Here is a 14,458-nt window from a genome sequence, read left to right as displayed (position 1 = left end):
GCCAACCCCTTGACCAAAGCCTGATCAGAAAACCATACTCAGAGGTGGCTCACTTCTCGGTGGAAAAACCGGCTCAGTTCCGCGTGGAAACCAACACTTCGGTTCGCTGATCCTCTCGGCGGGTTTTGCTGGCGCGCTCGTCATCCAGTCCGCGCGCGGGACTGTCGTGCCCTGGGTGGTGCAGGTCGACAAGCTCGGCCAGGCCCAGACGCTTGCGCCGGCCGTCGCCGACTTCCGCCCGACCGATCCGCAAATCGCATGGCATCTCGGCCGCTTCATCGAGCAGGTCAGGTCCATCCCGGCCGATCCGATCATCGTGCGCCAGAACTGGCTTCGCGCCTATGAATGGACGACCGATCGTGGCGCGGGCGCGCTCAACGACTATGCCCGCACCAACGATCCTTTCGCTAAGGTCGGCAAGCAGCAGATTGCCGTCGACGTCTCCAGCGTCATCCGCGCTTCGCCCGACTCGTTCCGCGTCGCCTGGACGGAGCGGCAGTTCGAGAATGGCTCGCTCGCCTCGACCCAGCGGTGGACCGCAATCCTTACGGTCACACTTCAGCCGCCGCGCGACGCCGAACGGCTGAAAGCCAATCCGCTCGGCATCTACGTCAACGCCATCAACTGGTCGCAGGAGATGAGCCAATGAGCCCGGCCGTCCGCACCTTCGCCGTTCCGGCCCTCTTGTTGTCTGCCACCATGCTCGCCGGATGCGCCACCAATCGCCCGCCGGAGATCAGCTACGACGCCAGTGTACCGCCGCTGCCGGCTGTCCCGGCCGCCGTCACCAATGATCGGCCCAAGCCCCTCAACGTGCCCCCGGCCTGGACCGTGGCGCGCGGCGGCGAGACCGCCGGCACTCCGACCGGCCGCGTCGAGAACGCCAATGCCGCCGCCCGCGTGCAGCCGCGCCGGGAGGGCTATTACAACGCCATACAGGTCTATCCCTGGTCGGAAGGCGCGCTCTATCAGGTCTATGCCGCGCCCGGCCAGATCACCAGCATCGCGCTCGAACCCGGCGAGGCCCTGACCGGCGCGGGACCGATCGCGGCAGGCGATACCGCCCGCTGGATCATCGGCGACACCGAATCCGGCTCTGGCTCCGGTCGCCGCGTGCTGGTGCTGGTGAAGCCTTCGCGTGCCGACATCACCACCAATCTCGTCATCACCACTGATCGGCGCACCTACATGATCGAGTTGCGCTCCGGCGAGAAGCCCTATATGCCCGCCGTGTCCTGGGCCTATCCGGCACCGGCGGGCGGCGGCAGCCAGGCACTTCCGGCAACGCCGGTCATTCCGGCCGTGGCTGCTCGCAATTATCGCTACGGCCTGACCGGCAGCAGCAATCCGCCCTGGAAACCCATCGCCGTCTATGACGACGGCCGCCGTGTCTATGTCGAGTTTCCGCGCGGCATCGTCCAAGGCGAAATGCCCCCGATCTTCGTCATCGGCCCCGATGGCGAGACCCAGATCGTCAATAGCCGCATCTATCAACACATCCTGATCGTCGATCGCCTGTTTGGCGCAGCCGAGCTGCGTCTTGGCGCGGGCGACAAACAGCAGACCGTCAGGATCGTCCGCACCGACGGGAGGCCGCAATCGTGAGTGACACAGAAACCCGAGCAGAAACCAACGCCGCGCCCATGCGCCTGCGCGCCGAAGCGCCCCGCGTCACGCGCCTGTCCCGCAAGATGCTCGCCGGCGTCGCCGCCGTTGCCCTGGTCGGCATCGGCGGATCGCTGATCTACGCGCTCCAGACCCGCGCGCCGGGCGACGGCGGCGAGGAGCTTTATTCGACCAACAACCGCCAGACCGCCGATGGGCTCGCAGGATTGCCGAAGGACTATACCGGCCCGGTTCTCGGGCCGGCGCTGCCCGGCGATCTCGGCCGACCGATGCTCAGCGCGCAGGCCACCGGCCAGCCCGTCGTGACGCCCGCGGTTCCGACCCCTGGCGTCAGCGAGGCCGAACAGCGCCGCCGCGCCGAGGAGGAGGCCGCCCGTCTCAGCACCGTCTTCTTCCAGTCGAGGCAGGGTTCGACGGCCGCCACCCCATCCGGCGCGATGCCCGGTCTTGCGGGCCTCGATCTGGCCGGTGCAGCGAGCCAGTCGGCCACCGGACAGGACAAGCAGCTCGCCTTCCTCAATGCGGCGGCCGATCGGCGCACGGTTACGCCCGATCGCGTCACGCCGCCGGCGTCGCCCTTCGTACTTCAGGCCGGCGCTGTCATCTCGGCGGCGCTCATCACCGGCATACGTTCCAATCTTCCCGGCCAGATCACTGCGCAGGTCACGGAGAACATCTACGACAGCCCGACCGGGCGTATCCTGCTCGTGCCGCAGGGCACGCGCCTGATCGGCCAGTATGACAACAACGTGCAGTTCGGAAAGCGCCGCGTGCTGCTTGTCTGGAACCGGCTCATCATGCCGAATGGCCGCTCGATCGTTCTCGAGCGCCAGCCCGGCGCCGACACGCAAGGGTACGCCGGCCTTGAGGATGGCGTCGATTATCATTGGTGGGACCTCGCCAAGGCCGCTGCGCTCTCGACCCTGCTCGGCGTCGGCGCGGAACTCGCCACCGACGACAATGACCGCCTGATCCGCGCCATCCGAGACGGCGCACAAGATACGGTTAACCAGGCCGGTCAGCAGATCATCCAACGACAGTTGCAGGTCGCACCCACGCTGACCATCCGGCCCGGTTTCCCGGTCAGGGTCATCGTCACGCGCGACATCGTGTTCGAGCCCTATAGGAGCTGACCATGACCAAACTGAAACTCGGCCCCATCGCCGACGACAAACCCGTGAAGATCGCGCTGGAGCTGCCCGCCGCACTCCATCGCGACCTGATTGAATACGGCCGCCTCCTGGCCGAAGGTGGCGCACCGATCGAGCCGGCCAAGTTGATCGTGCCGATGCTGGAGCGCTTCATCGCCACCGATCGCGGCTTTGTGAAAGCACGGCGGACGCCAAGCTGATCCGCCGCCGCGGCCCCCCGCTTTCTATGCGGGGGTGCCGCTGGCGTGCGAGCGCAAATGCGGCACGCTACCGGCCGCCGATCTCCCTCCATGCTTCGCATAAATCCGGGCCTCCTGACGCTCGGTTTTCAATCGCGAACCACGGAGGATTCAATGTCCGCGCAAGATTTCCGCGCCCGCAGGGGGCGGCCACAACGGCCAGCCCCGCAAGCACTTCCTGACGACCTTTACAATTATGGCGACGATCTCGCGCCGTCGCGCGCGCCATGCCGCCGCAACCCGTGGTCTGGCACTTTCGATGTCGAGAAGCTGCCCGTCATCGACGATTGGCCGGAGCGTGTGCCGGTCACCGAAGTCGAGGTGGACATTTTCGAGCGCTATTTCGGCGATGTTCTCGACCGGCTGTTCGGCCCCCTTGATGCCGAAGGTAATGAGGGCTTGAACAAGTTAACATCAGATGTTAACAATAAGTCATGAGCGAGGATCGTGACCCGAGCCTCGACACGCTACTGGACCTTGACGGTCAGGCGCTTGTTGTCGATCCCGAGGGCGGTCATTGGGTGAAGTTCGTCGTCACCCGCATTCCGGTCTCACCGGAAAAGCCGCACGGCCTCGATTACTCGCTCACGCTTCACGGGCCTTCGGGCGAACGGCTGGTCGGCTTTGACAACGCCCATCCGGTCGGCCGGGGCAGAAGGGGAGAGCCGATGGACCATCGCCACCGCCTCCAGACCGTGAAGCCATACGCCTGGGAGGACGCGGCCACGCTACTGGCCGACTTCTGGCAGGCGGTGGACGCGGTGTTGAAGGAGCGAGGCGTGTTATGACCACCTTGAAAGTCGGGATTGCCGACTACGACGAGATGAAGGCCCGCACCATGCGGATCGCGCGCGGCGAGGAAAAGTCGGCGGCGGACGATCCGAAGGTGTGGTTCACCTCCACTGAATCTTTCGCGCAGGTGCTCTCCAGCGGAAATCGCGAACTGCTGCGCGTCATCGACGAGCAAGCACCTGGTTCGCTGGAGGAGCTGTCGCAGATCACCGGGCGGGCGAAGTCGAGCCTGTCTCGAACCCTCAAGACCATGGCGGGCTACGGTCTCGTCAGTATGGAGCCTGGCAAAGGCCGGAAGATCATGCCGAAGGTATTGCACGATCGGGTGGCCCTGGAACTGCCCTTGCTCGAACGGCGCGAAGCGAAGGGAGGCCGCCCATGAACATTCAAAGTCCGCATATCGTGCAGCGCGCGGCGCTCTATCTGCGCGTCTCGACGACGCGGCAGGCCGAGCATGACGTGTCGATCCCGGATCAGCGTAAGCAGGGTGAAACCTATTGTGCTTCGCGTGGATACCAGCTTGTCGAAACCTTCGTGGAGGCTGGAGCTTCCGCCACCAATGACCGCCGCCCGGAATTCCAGCGCATGATCGAAGCCGGCACATCGAAGCCTGCGCCGTTCGATGTCGTCGTGGTTCACAGTTTCTCGCGCTTCTTCCGCGATCACTTCGAGCTGGAATTCTATGTCAGGAAGCTGGCCAAGAATGGCGTCAAGCTCGTCTCCATCACGCAGGAGATGGGCGATGATCCCATGCACGTCATGATGCGGCAGATCATGGCCCTGTTCGACGAGTACCAATCGAAGGAGAACGCCAAGCACGTCCTGCGCGCCATGAACGAGAACGCCCGTCAGGGTTTCTGGAACGGTGCGCGACCGCCCATTGGCTATCGCGTCGTCGCGGCCGAGCAGCGTGGATCGAAGATCAAGAAGAAGCTGGAGATCGATCCGCTGCACGCGGAAACGGTCAGGCTCATTTACCGCTTGTTCCTCGAAGGCGGCGGCACGTCTGGCCCGAAGGGCGTCAAGGCCATTGCGACCTATCTCAACGAACGCCGCATGTTCACCCGTGACGGCGGGAAATGGGGCCTGGCGCAAATCCACGCGATCCTAACCCGCACGACCTATATCGGCGAGCACCGATTCAACACACGCTCTTTCAAGAACCGCGAGAAGAAGCCGGAGAACGAGGTCTCGATCATGGCGGTGCCGCCGCTGATAGAGAGGGAGACGTTCGACGCCGTTCAGGCGCGTCTCAAATCGCGCAATCCGATGTTGGTGCCCGCACGAGTTACGAGTGGTCCGACGCTGCTCACCGGCATCTGCTTCTGCGCGAAGTGCGGCGGTGCAATGACGCTGCGCACCGGCAAGGGCAATGGCGGGCAGTACACCTATTACACCTGCTCGACCAAAGCGCGGCAAGGCAAGGTCGGCTGCGAAGGGCGTTCGATCCGAATGGATAAGCTCGATCATCTGGTCGTGCGCCATCTTGAAGAGCGCCTTCTCCAACCGAAGCGGTTGGAGACGATCCTGTCGAGCCTTCTCGATCGCCGGCAGGAGCGAGCCGAACGCCGGCGCGAACACCTGGCTGATTTAAATCGGCGAATCACCGAGACGGATCAGCGATTGGGTCGGCTCTACGATGCGATCGAATCGGGTGTGGCCGCGCTGGACGACATGGGACTGAAGGACCGGATTGCCAATCTCAAAGCGATCCGCGATCAGGCGGCGGCCGACGCCGAGCGGATACGGGCGACACTCGACAGCTCCGGCCACCGGGCCGTTACGCCAGACATGATCGACGCGCTTTCGGAAACCGCACGCAGCAGCCTGCGGATCGAAGGAGGCGGCTATCGGCGGGACCACCTGCGCGCCTTTGCCCAGCGCGTTGAAGTCGCCGATGATGAGGTTCGCATCATGGGGAAAAAATCGGACCTGCTTCAAAGCCTCGTCGCCGCTTCGAGCGGGGAATCGGCGGCGTTTGCGGTTCGCAGTTCTGTACTGAAATGGCGCACCCGACAGGATTCGAACCTGTGACCTTTGGAATCGGAATCCAACACTCTATCCAGCTGAGCTACGGGTGCAGCGGTCACGCTTGAATCGCGTGCAGCGGTTGGTTCATACCCCAGCTTTGTTTTCGCATCAATGTCTAAAAATCAGAGATTTGCGAAACGTTGCCTGTTTTTGGGTGGGGTGGGGCGCGGGGCCTGTTTTGGGGCGGTCGTGGGCCCCTTGTGCGGCGGCGGGGTGGTGCGTCGTTTGACGTATTGTCTTTTTGCCGCAATAGGGTTTCCCTTATAAGTAGTATGTTATTGCCGGGTCGGGCCGCTGTTTTGCCGCTTTCACGAAGAGGCGGTCGGATGAGGGCAACGCCTTTCAAATACGGCGCGGGACGCGATTTTATCCCCTCAAAATTGGCGGGTAAATAGTCATACTTTTTTCGTTCGCCGGGTGGCGATCCGGAGTCCGGGTTTGCTTTGCCGGCGATTAACTGTCAAATTATTATACAATATTAGTATCATCTACATTTATTTGGGATACAGTTTCGTGACGTTGTCGGTTATGATTTCGACAAGGTAAAGGAACGAATCAGGCGGGGGATCGGATGGCTTTGCGATTGGCACACAGCAACGGGCCGCGGACGGAAAAGGCCGAAAGCGGCAGCGCGGAAGCGGCGCATATCACGGCTATCGACTATGGGTTGCTGACGACTGCGATCAGCTATCATTTGCGGCACTCGCAACTTGCCGTGGCAAACGGTTTTGCCGATGTGCTGGCGGAGCAGGGATTGCGGCCGGCCGATTTTTCCGTTCTCGTCATCGTCGGCGGCAATCCGGGTCTCAAGCAGAGCGATGTGGCCGAAGCGCTCGGCATACAGCGCGCCAATTTCGTCGCCATCGTCGACAGCATGGAAGAGAAGGGACTGCTCGTCCGCCGCAAATCGGAAGAGGACAGGCGCGTTCATTTTCTCGACATGACGGAGGAGGGCAGCAGCCTTCTCGACCGGCTTTCCAACACCTGGCGGGATCGTGAGGAAAAGCTGATCGACAGGATCGGCGGCAAGAAGGCCCGCGATCAGCTTCTGGCGCTGCTCGGACGCCTGCGCGACTGAGCTTCGAAGAGAGCGAGGCAATCCAGGCGCGGGCTGCCGTAGGGTGCGACCTGTGACGCAGATGTTCCGTCTTGCCATTGCCTGCGGTACCGGCGAGGGTCTTCCTGCGCTGGTCTTTCACGCCAGCCTGATCGGCAGCGGGGCTGAATTGCGTTGCAATTTTCCTGTGAAACCGCCAAGACGCATAAGCATCTTCACGCCTTTGGGTGTGGAACCGCAATCATGCGATCGACTGGAAAGGCCCGGGACGGGAACGCCATGCTGAATATCGATACGAGTCATCCGCTTTATCGTCCCCTGTGGGTCCGGTTGCTCATCGTCGGCTTTTGCGCCGCATGGGCCGTCATCGAATTCGTCAATCGCGAGTTTTTCTGGGGAACCATCGTTGCCGGCATCGGGGCTTATGCGGCCTATGAATTGCTGCTGAAGTTCAAACCCGCAAGCGATGCCGCCAAAAGCGGAAATGGCGCGGATGAGCCTGCCGCCGAAAGCGCGCCCACCGACAAGAACGATGCGGGCTGAAGCGTCTCCTGTCTTTCGTTTCATGTATTTTGCGAGATAAGGCTGTCCGGCACTTTTACCGGAAATGCTCCCGCGCCCGCAGCATCCGTATCGCCTGGTCGATCAGGAGATTGGCCGCTGTCATGCGCAGCGTCGCATTGTGCCGGAACTGCGGTTTCACCCGGTCGGGATGATTGAGGCGGGCAAAGGCGCGGCGCTTTTCCGCAAGCGTTGCGGCCGTGTCGGTGTCGTGGATCGCCAGTTCCGCCGAAACATCGGCAAGCGATGTCTTTTCGAGATGGGCCGGCATCGGTTCCGGTTCGGGCTCCGGCTCCGGTTCGGGCGGTGGCGCGGGGTCGGCCAGGAAGGCGAGATAGGCATCGAGATTGCCGTTCGCGGGCGGCGGCGTTTCAATATGTGTATCGATAACGAAGCCCGAGCTGAAACCGGCAATGCGGTGACCGGCGGGCGGTGGCGGCTCCGCGCCTTCCTCTTCCGTTTCTTTTTCGTGTTTCAGCCTGTCGACGACCGACTGGAAAACGGATTGTCCGAAGAGCATGCGGCTTTTCCCTCGCCGGTCTGACTATCCGGCCTTTATGGATCATGAAGGTGGTGTCTGGCTTGCCGCGGTCACGGGCCGGTCAGCTTGCGGCTTTCATCCAGAACCAGATCGTAAAGCAGGCGGGCGCTGGGCGGCAAAACACGGCCCTTGGTGGTAATGATGCTGTATGGCTTTACGACGAGCTCGAAATCCGTCGGCAATATCCGGGTCCGGCCGATATCGGCCTGCTGGCCGGCAACGAATTCGGCCATGTCCTGCGCGATCGGGGCGATGGCATCCGTGTTGCAGACGAGTGCAAGGGTGAGCACCACGGATGGCGTGTTGATGACGTTGCGCGGCATGGCGACGCCATGGGTGAGGAAGACATCCTCCATGGTTCTGCGCAAAAGCGCACCGGGCGGCTGGAAGACCCAGTCGTAACCGGAGAGATCCTGCAGGGTCACGGGCTCGCCGCGAAGCAGCGGGTGTCCCTCGCGCACCACAAGACAGGCGCGCTCTATGCCGATTTCATGGATGGAAAAGAGGCCGGGATCGAAATCGTCGGGTATCCGGCCGATGATGAAATCGTGCCGGGCCGCCAGCAGTTCGCGGGCCAGCACGTTGCTGCTTTCCACCTGCACGTTGATTTCGATGCCGGGATAGGTGTCCATGGCGCGCCTTATGGCGGGAACCACGAGGCTGATCGCAGGTGCTGTGACGGCGCCGATATAGACCGAGCCGCCGCTGCCGGATTTCATCTGGTTCAGTTCGCGGCTCGCCTCGCGCAGTTCCAGCAATATGGTGCGTGCTCGCCGCGCCAGCGCCTCGCCGAATTTCGTCAGCACCACGCCGCGCGAAGCCCGCTGACAAAGGGGTGATTTGACGATCGCCTCCATTTCCGAGAGCATGCGCGAGGCGGCCGGCTGCGTCATGTTCATGGCGGCGGCGGCCGCGCTGACCTGCCCGTGCTCCTCGATCATGACCAGCATGCGCAGGTGGCTCATCTTCAATCCGGCCCGCAGCAAAGGGTTGTCCTCAAAGACGAAAAGGGCATCCGTTGTTTGCGCCTGCTCATACACTTTTTGGTTGTTCATTCGTGGTTTTATACCCCTCATCGGTTTTTGTATCGATTTAATATATCATAATTGATATATGGAAACTGATTTATTCTATTTGACAGTTATATGGATTCAGAACAATTTGCGGAATGCCGGGGAGGAGCGGCAGCTGTTCCATTTCGCAATTGCGAAATCGGAGTGAGCGCAATGCGGCTTCTTCCTCTGACGGCATGAATTTCATGGTGCACCGCAGCATGCGGGCTCCAGAGAAGGGCTCAAGGGAGAGAGTTAATGAAGTCCATTATTTCGCTGATGGCAGCTTGTGCCATCGGTGCTGCTTCTTTCGCAGTGCCGGCTTTCGCACAGGACAAGGGTTCCGTTGGTATCGCCATGCCGACCAAGTCGTCCGCACGCTGGATCGACGACGGCAACAACATCGTGAAGCAGCTTCAGGAAGCCGGTTACACGACCGACCTGCAATATGCCGATGACGATATTCCGAACCAGCTTTCCCAGATCGAAAACATGGTCACCAAGGGCGTCAAGGTCCTCGTGATCGCATCGATCGACGGCACGACGCTGTCGGACGTCCTGAAGCAGGCCGGCGAGCAGGGCATCAAGGTCATCGCTTATGACCGCCTGATCCGCAACAGCGGCGATGTCAGCTACTACGCCACCTTCGACAACTTCCAGGTTGGCGTTCTGCAGGCGACTTCGATCGTCGACAAGCTCGGCCTGAAGGATGGCAAGGGCCCGTTCAACATCGAGCTCTTCGGTGGCTCCCCGGACGACAACAACGCCTTCTTCTTCTATGACGGCGCGATGTCGGTTCTCCAGCCTTACATCGACAGCGGCAAGCTGGTTGTAAAGTCCGGCCAGACCGGCATGGACAAGGTCGGTACGCTGCGTTGGGACCCGGCAACGGCCCAGGCCCGCATGGACAACCTGCTGTCGGCTTATTACACCGACGCCAAGGTTGACGCCGTTCTGTCGCCTTACGACGGTCTCTCCATCGGCATCATCTCCTCGCTGAAGGGCGTTGGTTATGGCACGAAGGACCAGCCGCTGCCGGTCGTTTCCGGTCAGGACGCTGAAGTTCCTTCCGTCAAGTCGATCATTGCCGGCGAACAGTACTCCACCATCTTCAAGGACACCCGCGAACTCGCCAAGGTGACCGTGAACATGGTCAACGCCGTTCTGCAGGGCAAGGAACCTGAGGTAAACGACACCAAGACCTATGAAAATGGCGTCAAGGTCGTTCCGTCCTACCTGCTGAAGCCGGTTGCAGTGACCAAGGAGAACTACAAGCAGGTTCTCGTCGATGGCGGTTACTACAAGGAAGATCAGCTGAAATAAGCTCGACACACATGCGGGGATGACTTGGCGTCATCCCCGTTTTTCCATAAAAATAAAAACGCCGGAATTAATCGGGCGCTGGATTGCGATATGGCCAATACCATTCTCGAAATGCGGAACATCACCAAGACGTTTCCGGGCGTGAAAGCGCTTGAGAACGTCAACCTCAAGGTTAAAGAGGGTGAGATCCACGCACTCGTCGGTGAGAACGGCGCGGGGAAGTCGACCTTGATGAAGGTCCTTTCCGGTGTTTACCCCGCCGGCACCTATGAGGGCGAAATCCACTATGAAGGCGCAGTGCGGAATTTTCGCGCCATCAACGACAGTGAAGATATTGGTATCATCATCATTCACCAGGAGCTGGCGCTCGTGCCGCTTCTGTCGATTGCGGAAAACATCTTCCTTGGCAACGAGGTCGCTTCGAGCGGCGTCATCAGCTGGCAGCAGACCTTCAACCGTACCCGCGAACTTTTAAAGAAGGTGGGCCTGAAGGAATCGCCGGAGACGCTGATCACCGATATCGGTGTGGGCAAGCAGCAGCTCGTCGAAATCGCCAAGGCGCTGTCGAAGAGCGTGAAGCTGCTCATTCTCGATGAGCCGACGGCTTCGCTTAACGAAAGCGATTCCGAGGCGCTGCTGAACCTGCTGATGGAATTCCGCAAGCAGGGCATGACCTCGATCATCATCACCCACAAGCTCAACGAAGTGCGCAAGGTGGCCGACCAGATCACCGTTTTGCGCGACGGCATGACGGTGAAGACGCTCGACTGTCATCAGGAAGAAATCAGCGAGGATGTCATCATCCGCAACATGGTGGGGCGCGATCTCGAGGATCGTTATCCGCCGCGCGACGTGCCGATCGGCGAGACCATTCTCGAAGTGAAGAACTGGAACGCCTATCACCAGCAGCACCGCGACCGCCAGGTTCTGCACGATATCAACGTTACCGTGCGCAAGGGCGAAGTCGTCGGCATTGCCGGTCTGATGGGTGCCGGGCGCACCGAATTCGCCATGAGCGTGTTCGGCAAGTCCTATGGCCACAAGATCAGCGGCGAAGTGCTGATCGACGGCAAGCCGGTCGATGTCAGCACCGTGCGCAAGGCCATCGATGCCGGTCTGGCCTATGTCACGGAAGACCGCAAGCATCTCGGTCTCGTGCTTAACGATAACATCCTGCACAATACCACGCTTGCCAATCTGGCCGGCGTGTCGAGTGCCAGCATCATCGACGACATCAAGGAAATGAAGGTGGCGAGCGATTTTCGCACGCGCCTGCGCATCCGCTCGTCGGGGATTTTTCAGGAAACGGTCAATCTTTCGGGCGGCAACCAGCAGAAGGTCGTGCTCTCCAAGTGGCTGTTCTCCAATCCCGACGTGCTGATCCTCGATGAACCGACCCGCGGTATCGATGTCGGCGCGAAATATGAAATCTACACCATCATCAACCAGCTCGCTGCCGACGGCAAAGGCGTTCTGATGATCTCATCGGAAATGCCCGAACTGCTCGGCAATTGCGACCGCATCTACGTCATGAACGAAGGCCGCATCGTCGCTGAATTGCCGAAGGGAGAGGCGAGCCAGGAAAGCATCATGCGCGCTATCATGCGCTCAGGGGAGAAGAACTCATGAGTTCGGCAAACACAACAAACGAAGAAAGTAACGTCATCTCGGTCGGGTCGTATATTCGCTCCAATATCCGCGAATACGGCATGCTGATCGCGCTCGTCGCCATCATGGTTTTCTTCCAGTTCTACACCGGCGGCATCCTGTTCCGCCCTGTGAACCTGACCAACCTCATCCTGCAGAACTCGTTCATCGTCATCATGGCGCTGGGCATGCTGCTCGTCATCGTGGCCGGGCATATCGACCTATCGGTCGGTTCCATCGTCGCCTTCGTCGGCGCGATAGCGGCCATATTGACCGTGCAATGGGGCATGAACCCGTTCCTTGCGGCGCTGATTTGTCTCGTCATCGGCGGTATCATCGGTGCTGCACAGGGTTATTGGATCGCCTATCACCGCATTCCGTCGTTCATTGTGACGCTGGCGGGCATGCTGGTGTTCCGCGGCCTGACGCTGTTCGTGCTCGGCGGCAAGAACATCGGTCCGTTCCCAACCGATTTTCAGATCATCAGCACCGGCTTCCTGCCCGATATCGGCGGCATTGAAGGTCTCAACACCACGTCCATGATCCTGACGGTACTGATTACGGTCGTGCTGTTCTATCTCGCATGGCGCCGTCGCGTCGTGAACGTGAAGCACGGTATCGATGTCGAGCCTTTCGGTTTTTTCATCGCCCAAAACCTGCTGATTTCGGCCGCGATCCTGTTCCTCGGCTACCAGCTTTCCACCTATCGCGGCCTGCCCAACGTGCTGATCGTGATGCTTGTTCTCGTTGCGCTTTATAGCTTCGTGACCCGCCGCACCACCATCGGCCGTCGCATCTACGCGATGGGCGGCAATGAAAAGGCGACCAAGCTTTCCGGTATCAACACCGAACGCCTGAGCTTCCTCACCTTCGTCAACATGGGCGTGCTGGCCGGTCTTGCCGGCATGATCATCGCGACACGCCTCAATTCGGCGACGCCGAAGGCGGGTGTGGGCTTCGAGCTTGACGTTATCGCGGCCTGCTTCATCGGCGGCGCTTCGGCATCCGGCGGCGTTGGCAAGATCACCGGCGCGGTCATCGGCGCCTTCATCATGGGCGTCATGAACAACGGCATGTCGATCGTCGGCCTCGGCATCGACTTCCAGCAGATGGTCAAGGGCCTCGTGCTGCTCGCCGCCGTGTTCTTCGACGTTTACAACAAGAACAAGGGCTGATTGCCCAACCCACATAGCAAGTCAAAAAAGTGGCCGGTTTCCGGCCACTTTCATAAGGTGCAGGCGTTATGCGCCGCTTAGAAGAGACAAGGCGCGTTGCGCCGGAGGAAGGAAATCCCGTGCTTATTTCACAGATCAAGGATGCCAGTGGCAAGATCACCGTAGCCGTTCGCGAAGAAGGCGGGCAGGCGCAGGCCGTCAAGGGTGCGGCGTCGGTTTATGCGCTCGCCATGGAAGCCGCCAATGGCGGCAAGAGCCTTGCCGATGTCATTTCCGCCCATGGTCTCGGCGATGCCGTCGATCTCGAAAAGGCCTATGCCGAAGGCCGTTTCCTGCCGCCGATCACCCATCCCGACCCCGCGCATCTGCATCTGACCGGCACGGGCCTTACCCATCTGGGTTCCGCCGCGACCCGCGACAGCATGCACAAGAAGACCGCGGAAGCGGCGGAAGAAAGCCTGACGGACTCCATGAAGATGTTCCGCATGGGTCTCGAAAACGGCAAGCCCAAGGCCGGTGAAAAGGGCGTTCAGCCCGAATGGTTTTACAAGGGCAACGGCCATGTGGCGGCGGCACCGGGTGCGGCTCTCACCTCTCCCTCCTTCGCGCTCGATGGCGGCGAAGAGCCGGAAATGGCAGGCATCTATGTGATCTCCGACAAGGGCGAAGCGGTGCGTATCGGCTTTGCCGTCTCCAACGAATTTTCCGATCACGTCACAGAGCGGATCAACTATCTCTACCTCGCCCATTCCAAGCTGCGCCCGGCAAGCTTCGGCCCGGAAATCCGCGTCGGCGCCCCGCCGTCCGATATTCGCGGCACCTCGCGCATCCGCCGCGGCGATAAGGTCATCTTCGAAAAGCCGTTCGTTTCGGGTGAGGACAACATGTCCCACACCTTTGCGAACCTCGAATATCACCACTTCAAATACGGCCTGTTCCGCGCGCCCGGCGACGTGCATGTGCACATGTTCGGCACCGCGACGCTCTCCTTCGCAGAGGGCATCAAGCCCGAAGCGGGCGACGTCTTCGAGATCGAAGCCGCCGGTTTCGGCCTGCCGCTGAAGAACCCGCTGGCCGTGGATGTGGAAGAAGAGATCACCGTTCGGCAGATCTGATCTGCGGACTGCGCGTGAAAAATGGTCGGGGGTGGGTCATCCCTCCCTCGACGTCATCCTCGGGCTTGTGTGGAGGATTTGTGGTTTACTGGATGCATCAGCCGGGCATCGCAAACCCGGCTGATGCAGGCAGGCGGCCGTTTTTTCG

At 60.8% G+C, this 14,458-nt stretch carries 15 protein-coding genes, 1 tRNA gene and 1 pseudogene; 14 read left to right on the top strand and 3 right to left on the bottom strand.

What is annotated here, in order from left to right; genetic code table 11:
• Positions 1-97: 97 nt before the first annotated feature.
• From trbF to ACQZ5N_RS26015, 8 genes and pseudogenes are all read left to right on the top strand, one after another.
• Positions 98-649 (top strand): annotated as a pseudogene (gene trbF, locus ACQZ5N_RS26050) (conjugal transfer protein TrbF); the annotation flags it as partial.
• A complete protein-coding gene (gene trbG / locus ACQZ5N_RS26045) occupies positions 646-1,605 on the top strand; it encodes a P-type conjugative transfer protein TrbG (protein WP_448734533.1) in 960 nt (319 codons plus the stop codon). The pseudogene trbF and the gene trbG, both read left to right, overlap by 4 nt.
• A gap of 38 nt (positions 1,606-1,643) precedes the next feature.
• Positions 1,644-2,759, top strand: a complete 1,116-nt coding sequence (locus ACQZ5N_RS26040) for a TrbI/VirB10 family protein (protein WP_448734534.1) — start codon at positions 1,644-1,646, stop codon at positions 2,757-2,759.
• 2 nt (positions 2,760-2,761) lie between these two features.
• Positions 2,762-2,977, top strand: a complete 216-nt coding sequence (locus ACQZ5N_RS26035) for a DUF2274 domain-containing protein (protein ID WP_448734532.1) — start codon at positions 2,762-2,764, stop codon at positions 2,975-2,977.
• 153 nt (positions 2,978-3,130) lie between these two features.
• Positions 3,131-3,454 carry a hypothetical protein gene (locus ACQZ5N_RS26030; RefSeq protein ID WP_448734531.1) on the top strand — a complete coding sequence of 108 codons (324 nt, stop codon included), beginning with the start codon at positions 3,131-3,133 and terminating at the stop codon, positions 3,452-3,454.
• Positions 3,451-3,804 (top strand): toxin-antitoxin system TumE family protein, encoded by a 354-nt coding sequence (locus tag ACQZ5N_RS26025; RefSeq protein ID WP_448734530.1) that lies wholly within the window; start codon positions 3,451-3,453, stop codon positions 3,802-3,804. The genes ACQZ5N_RS26030 and ACQZ5N_RS26025 overlap by 4 nt, the downstream gene beginning before the upstream one ends.
• Positions 3,801-4,190 (top strand): HVO_A0114 family putative DNA-binding protein, encoded by a 390-nt coding sequence (locus tag ACQZ5N_RS26020; RefSeq protein WP_092715048.1) that lies wholly within the window; start codon positions 3,801-3,803, stop codon positions 4,188-4,190. The genes ACQZ5N_RS26025 and ACQZ5N_RS26020 overlap by 4 nt, the downstream gene beginning before the upstream one ends.
• Complete coding sequence (locus ACQZ5N_RS26015) at positions 4,187-5,842, top strand: recombinase family protein (RefSeq protein ID WP_448734529.1); 1,656 nt, start codon at positions 4,187-4,189, stop codon at positions 5,840-5,842. The genes ACQZ5N_RS26020 and ACQZ5N_RS26015 overlap by 4 nt, the downstream gene beginning before the upstream one ends.
• Here ACQZ5N_RS26015 and ACQZ5N_RS26010 read toward each other — a convergent pair.
• Positions 5,813-5,889: transfer RNA gene (locus ACQZ5N_RS26010), tRNA-Arg, on the bottom strand. The genes ACQZ5N_RS26015 and ACQZ5N_RS26010 overlap by 30 nt on opposite strands.
• A gap of 521 nt (positions 5,890-6,410) precedes the next feature.
• On the opposite strand from ACQZ5N_RS26010, the gene ACQZ5N_RS26005 reads away from it, so the two are divergent.
• Positions 6,411-6,917, top strand: coding sequence for a MarR family winged helix-turn-helix transcriptional regulator (locus ACQZ5N_RS26005; RefSeq protein ID WP_003520548.1), 507 nt, complete (start codon positions 6,411-6,413; stop codon positions 6,915-6,917).
• A 258-nt stretch (positions 6,918-7,175) separates the two neighbouring features.
• The gene (locus ACQZ5N_RS26000; protein WP_003520547.1) at positions 7,176-7,439 is read left to right on the top strand and encodes a hypothetical protein; all 264 of its coding nucleotides are present in this window, start codon (positions 7,176-7,178) and stop codon (positions 7,437-7,439) included.
• A gap of 55 nt (positions 7,440-7,494) precedes the next feature.
• Here the strand turns inward: ACQZ5N_RS26000 and ACQZ5N_RS25995 are convergent, their stop codons facing one another.
• A complete protein-coding gene (locus ACQZ5N_RS25995; protein ID WP_174039564.1) occupies positions 7,495-7,977 on the bottom strand; it encodes a hypothetical protein in 483 nt (160 codons plus the stop codon).
• 71 nt (positions 7,978-8,048) lie between these two features.
• Positions 8,049-9,053, bottom strand: coding sequence for a LysR family transcriptional regulator (locus ACQZ5N_RS25990; RefSeq protein ID WP_020808912.1), 1,005 nt, complete (start codon positions 9,051-9,053; stop codon positions 8,049-8,051).
• Between the two features lie 255 nt (positions 9,054-9,308).
• Between ACQZ5N_RS25990 and chvE the strand changes: the two genes are divergently transcribed.
• From chvE to araD1, 4 genes are all read left to right on the top strand, one after another.
• The gene (gene chvE, locus ACQZ5N_RS25985; RefSeq protein ID WP_003520542.1) at positions 9,309-10,373 is read left to right on the top strand and encodes a sugar ABC transporter substrate-binding protein ChvE; all 1,065 of its coding nucleotides are present in this window, start codon (positions 9,309-9,311) and stop codon (positions 10,371-10,373) included.
• Positions 10,374-10,463: 90 nt separating this feature from the next.
• The gene (gguA, locus tag ACQZ5N_RS25980; protein ID WP_003520541.1) at positions 10,464-12,002 is read left to right on the top strand and encodes a sugar ABC transporter ATP-binding protein GguA; all 1,539 of its coding nucleotides are present in this window, start codon (positions 10,464-10,466) and stop codon (positions 12,000-12,002) included.
• Positions 11,999-13,195, top strand: a complete 1,197-nt coding sequence (gene gguB, locus ACQZ5N_RS25975; RefSeq protein ID WP_059754318.1) for a sugar ABC transporter permease GguB — start codon at positions 11,999-12,001, stop codon at positions 13,193-13,195. The genes gguA and gguB overlap by 4 nt, the downstream gene beginning before the upstream one ends.
• Positions 13,196-13,314: 119 nt before the next feature.
• Positions 13,315-14,310: a 2-keto-3-deoxy-L-arabinonate dehydratase AraD1 gene (araD1, locus tag ACQZ5N_RS25970; RefSeq protein WP_448734528.1), complete on the top strand. Its 996-nt coding sequence runs from the start codon at positions 13,315-13,317 to the stop codon at positions 14,308-14,310.
• The last annotated feature ends 148 nt before the right edge of the window (positions 14,311-14,458 follow it).

It is taken from the genome of Agrobacterium sp. 22-221-1 (genome assembly GCF_053522445.1).
This window is presented reverse-complemented; position numbering and strand designations above follow the sequence as displayed.

Excerpts from the sequence above, each read along its gene's own strand:
- ACQZ5N_RS25990 (WP_020808912.1), bottom strand. The coding sequence starts at position 9,053 with ATGAACAACCAAAAAGTGTATGAGCAGGCGCAAACAACGGATGCCCTT.
- ACQZ5N_RS26020 (WP_092715048.1), top strand. The coding sequence starts at position 3,801 with ATGACCACCTTGAAAGTCGGGATTGCCGACTACGACGAGATGAAGGCC.
- gguB (WP_059754318.1), top strand. The coding sequence starts at position 11,999 with ATGAGTTCGGCAAACACAACAAACGAAGAAAGTAACGTCATCTCGGTC.
- gguA (WP_003520541.1), top strand. The coding sequence starts at position 10,464 with ATGGCCAATACCATTCTCGAAATGCGGAACATCACCAAGACGTTTCCG.
- ACQZ5N_RS26040 (WP_448734534.1), top strand. The coding sequence starts at position 1,644 with ATGCGCCTGCGCGCCGAAGCGCCCCGCGTCACGCGCCTGTCCCGCAAG.
- ACQZ5N_RS26005 (WP_003520548.1), top strand. The coding sequence starts at position 6,411 with ATGGCTTTGCGATTGGCACACAGCAACGGGCCGCGGACGGAAAAGGCC.
- ACQZ5N_RS26025 (WP_448734530.1), top strand. The coding sequence starts at position 3,451 with ATGAGCGAGGATCGTGACCCGAGCCTCGACACGCTACTGGACCTTGAC.
- ACQZ5N_RS25995 (WP_174039564.1), bottom strand. The coding sequence starts at position 7,977 with ATGCTCTTCGGACAATCCGTTTTCCAGTCGGTCGTCGACAGGCTGAAA.
- ACQZ5N_RS26035 (WP_448734532.1), top strand. The coding sequence starts at position 2,762 with ATGACCAAACTGAAACTCGGCCCCATCGCCGACGACAAACCCGTGAAG.
- trbG (WP_448734533.1), top strand. The coding sequence starts at position 646 with ATGAGCCCGGCCGTCCGCACCTTCGCCGTTCCGGCCCTCTTGTTGTCT.
- ACQZ5N_RS26030 (WP_448734531.1), top strand. The coding sequence starts at position 3,131 with ATGTCCGCGCAAGATTTCCGCGCCCGCAGGGGGCGGCCACAACGGCCA.
- ACQZ5N_RS26015 (WP_448734529.1), top strand. The coding sequence starts at position 4,187 with ATGAACATTCAAAGTCCGCATATCGTGCAGCGCGCGGCGCTCTATCTG.
- ACQZ5N_RS26000 (WP_003520547.1), top strand. The coding sequence starts at position 7,176 with ATGCTGAATATCGATACGAGTCATCCGCTTTATCGTCCCCTGTGGGTC.
- chvE (WP_003520542.1), top strand. The coding sequence starts at position 9,309 with ATGAAGTCCATTATTTCGCTGATGGCAGCTTGTGCCATCGGTGCTGCT.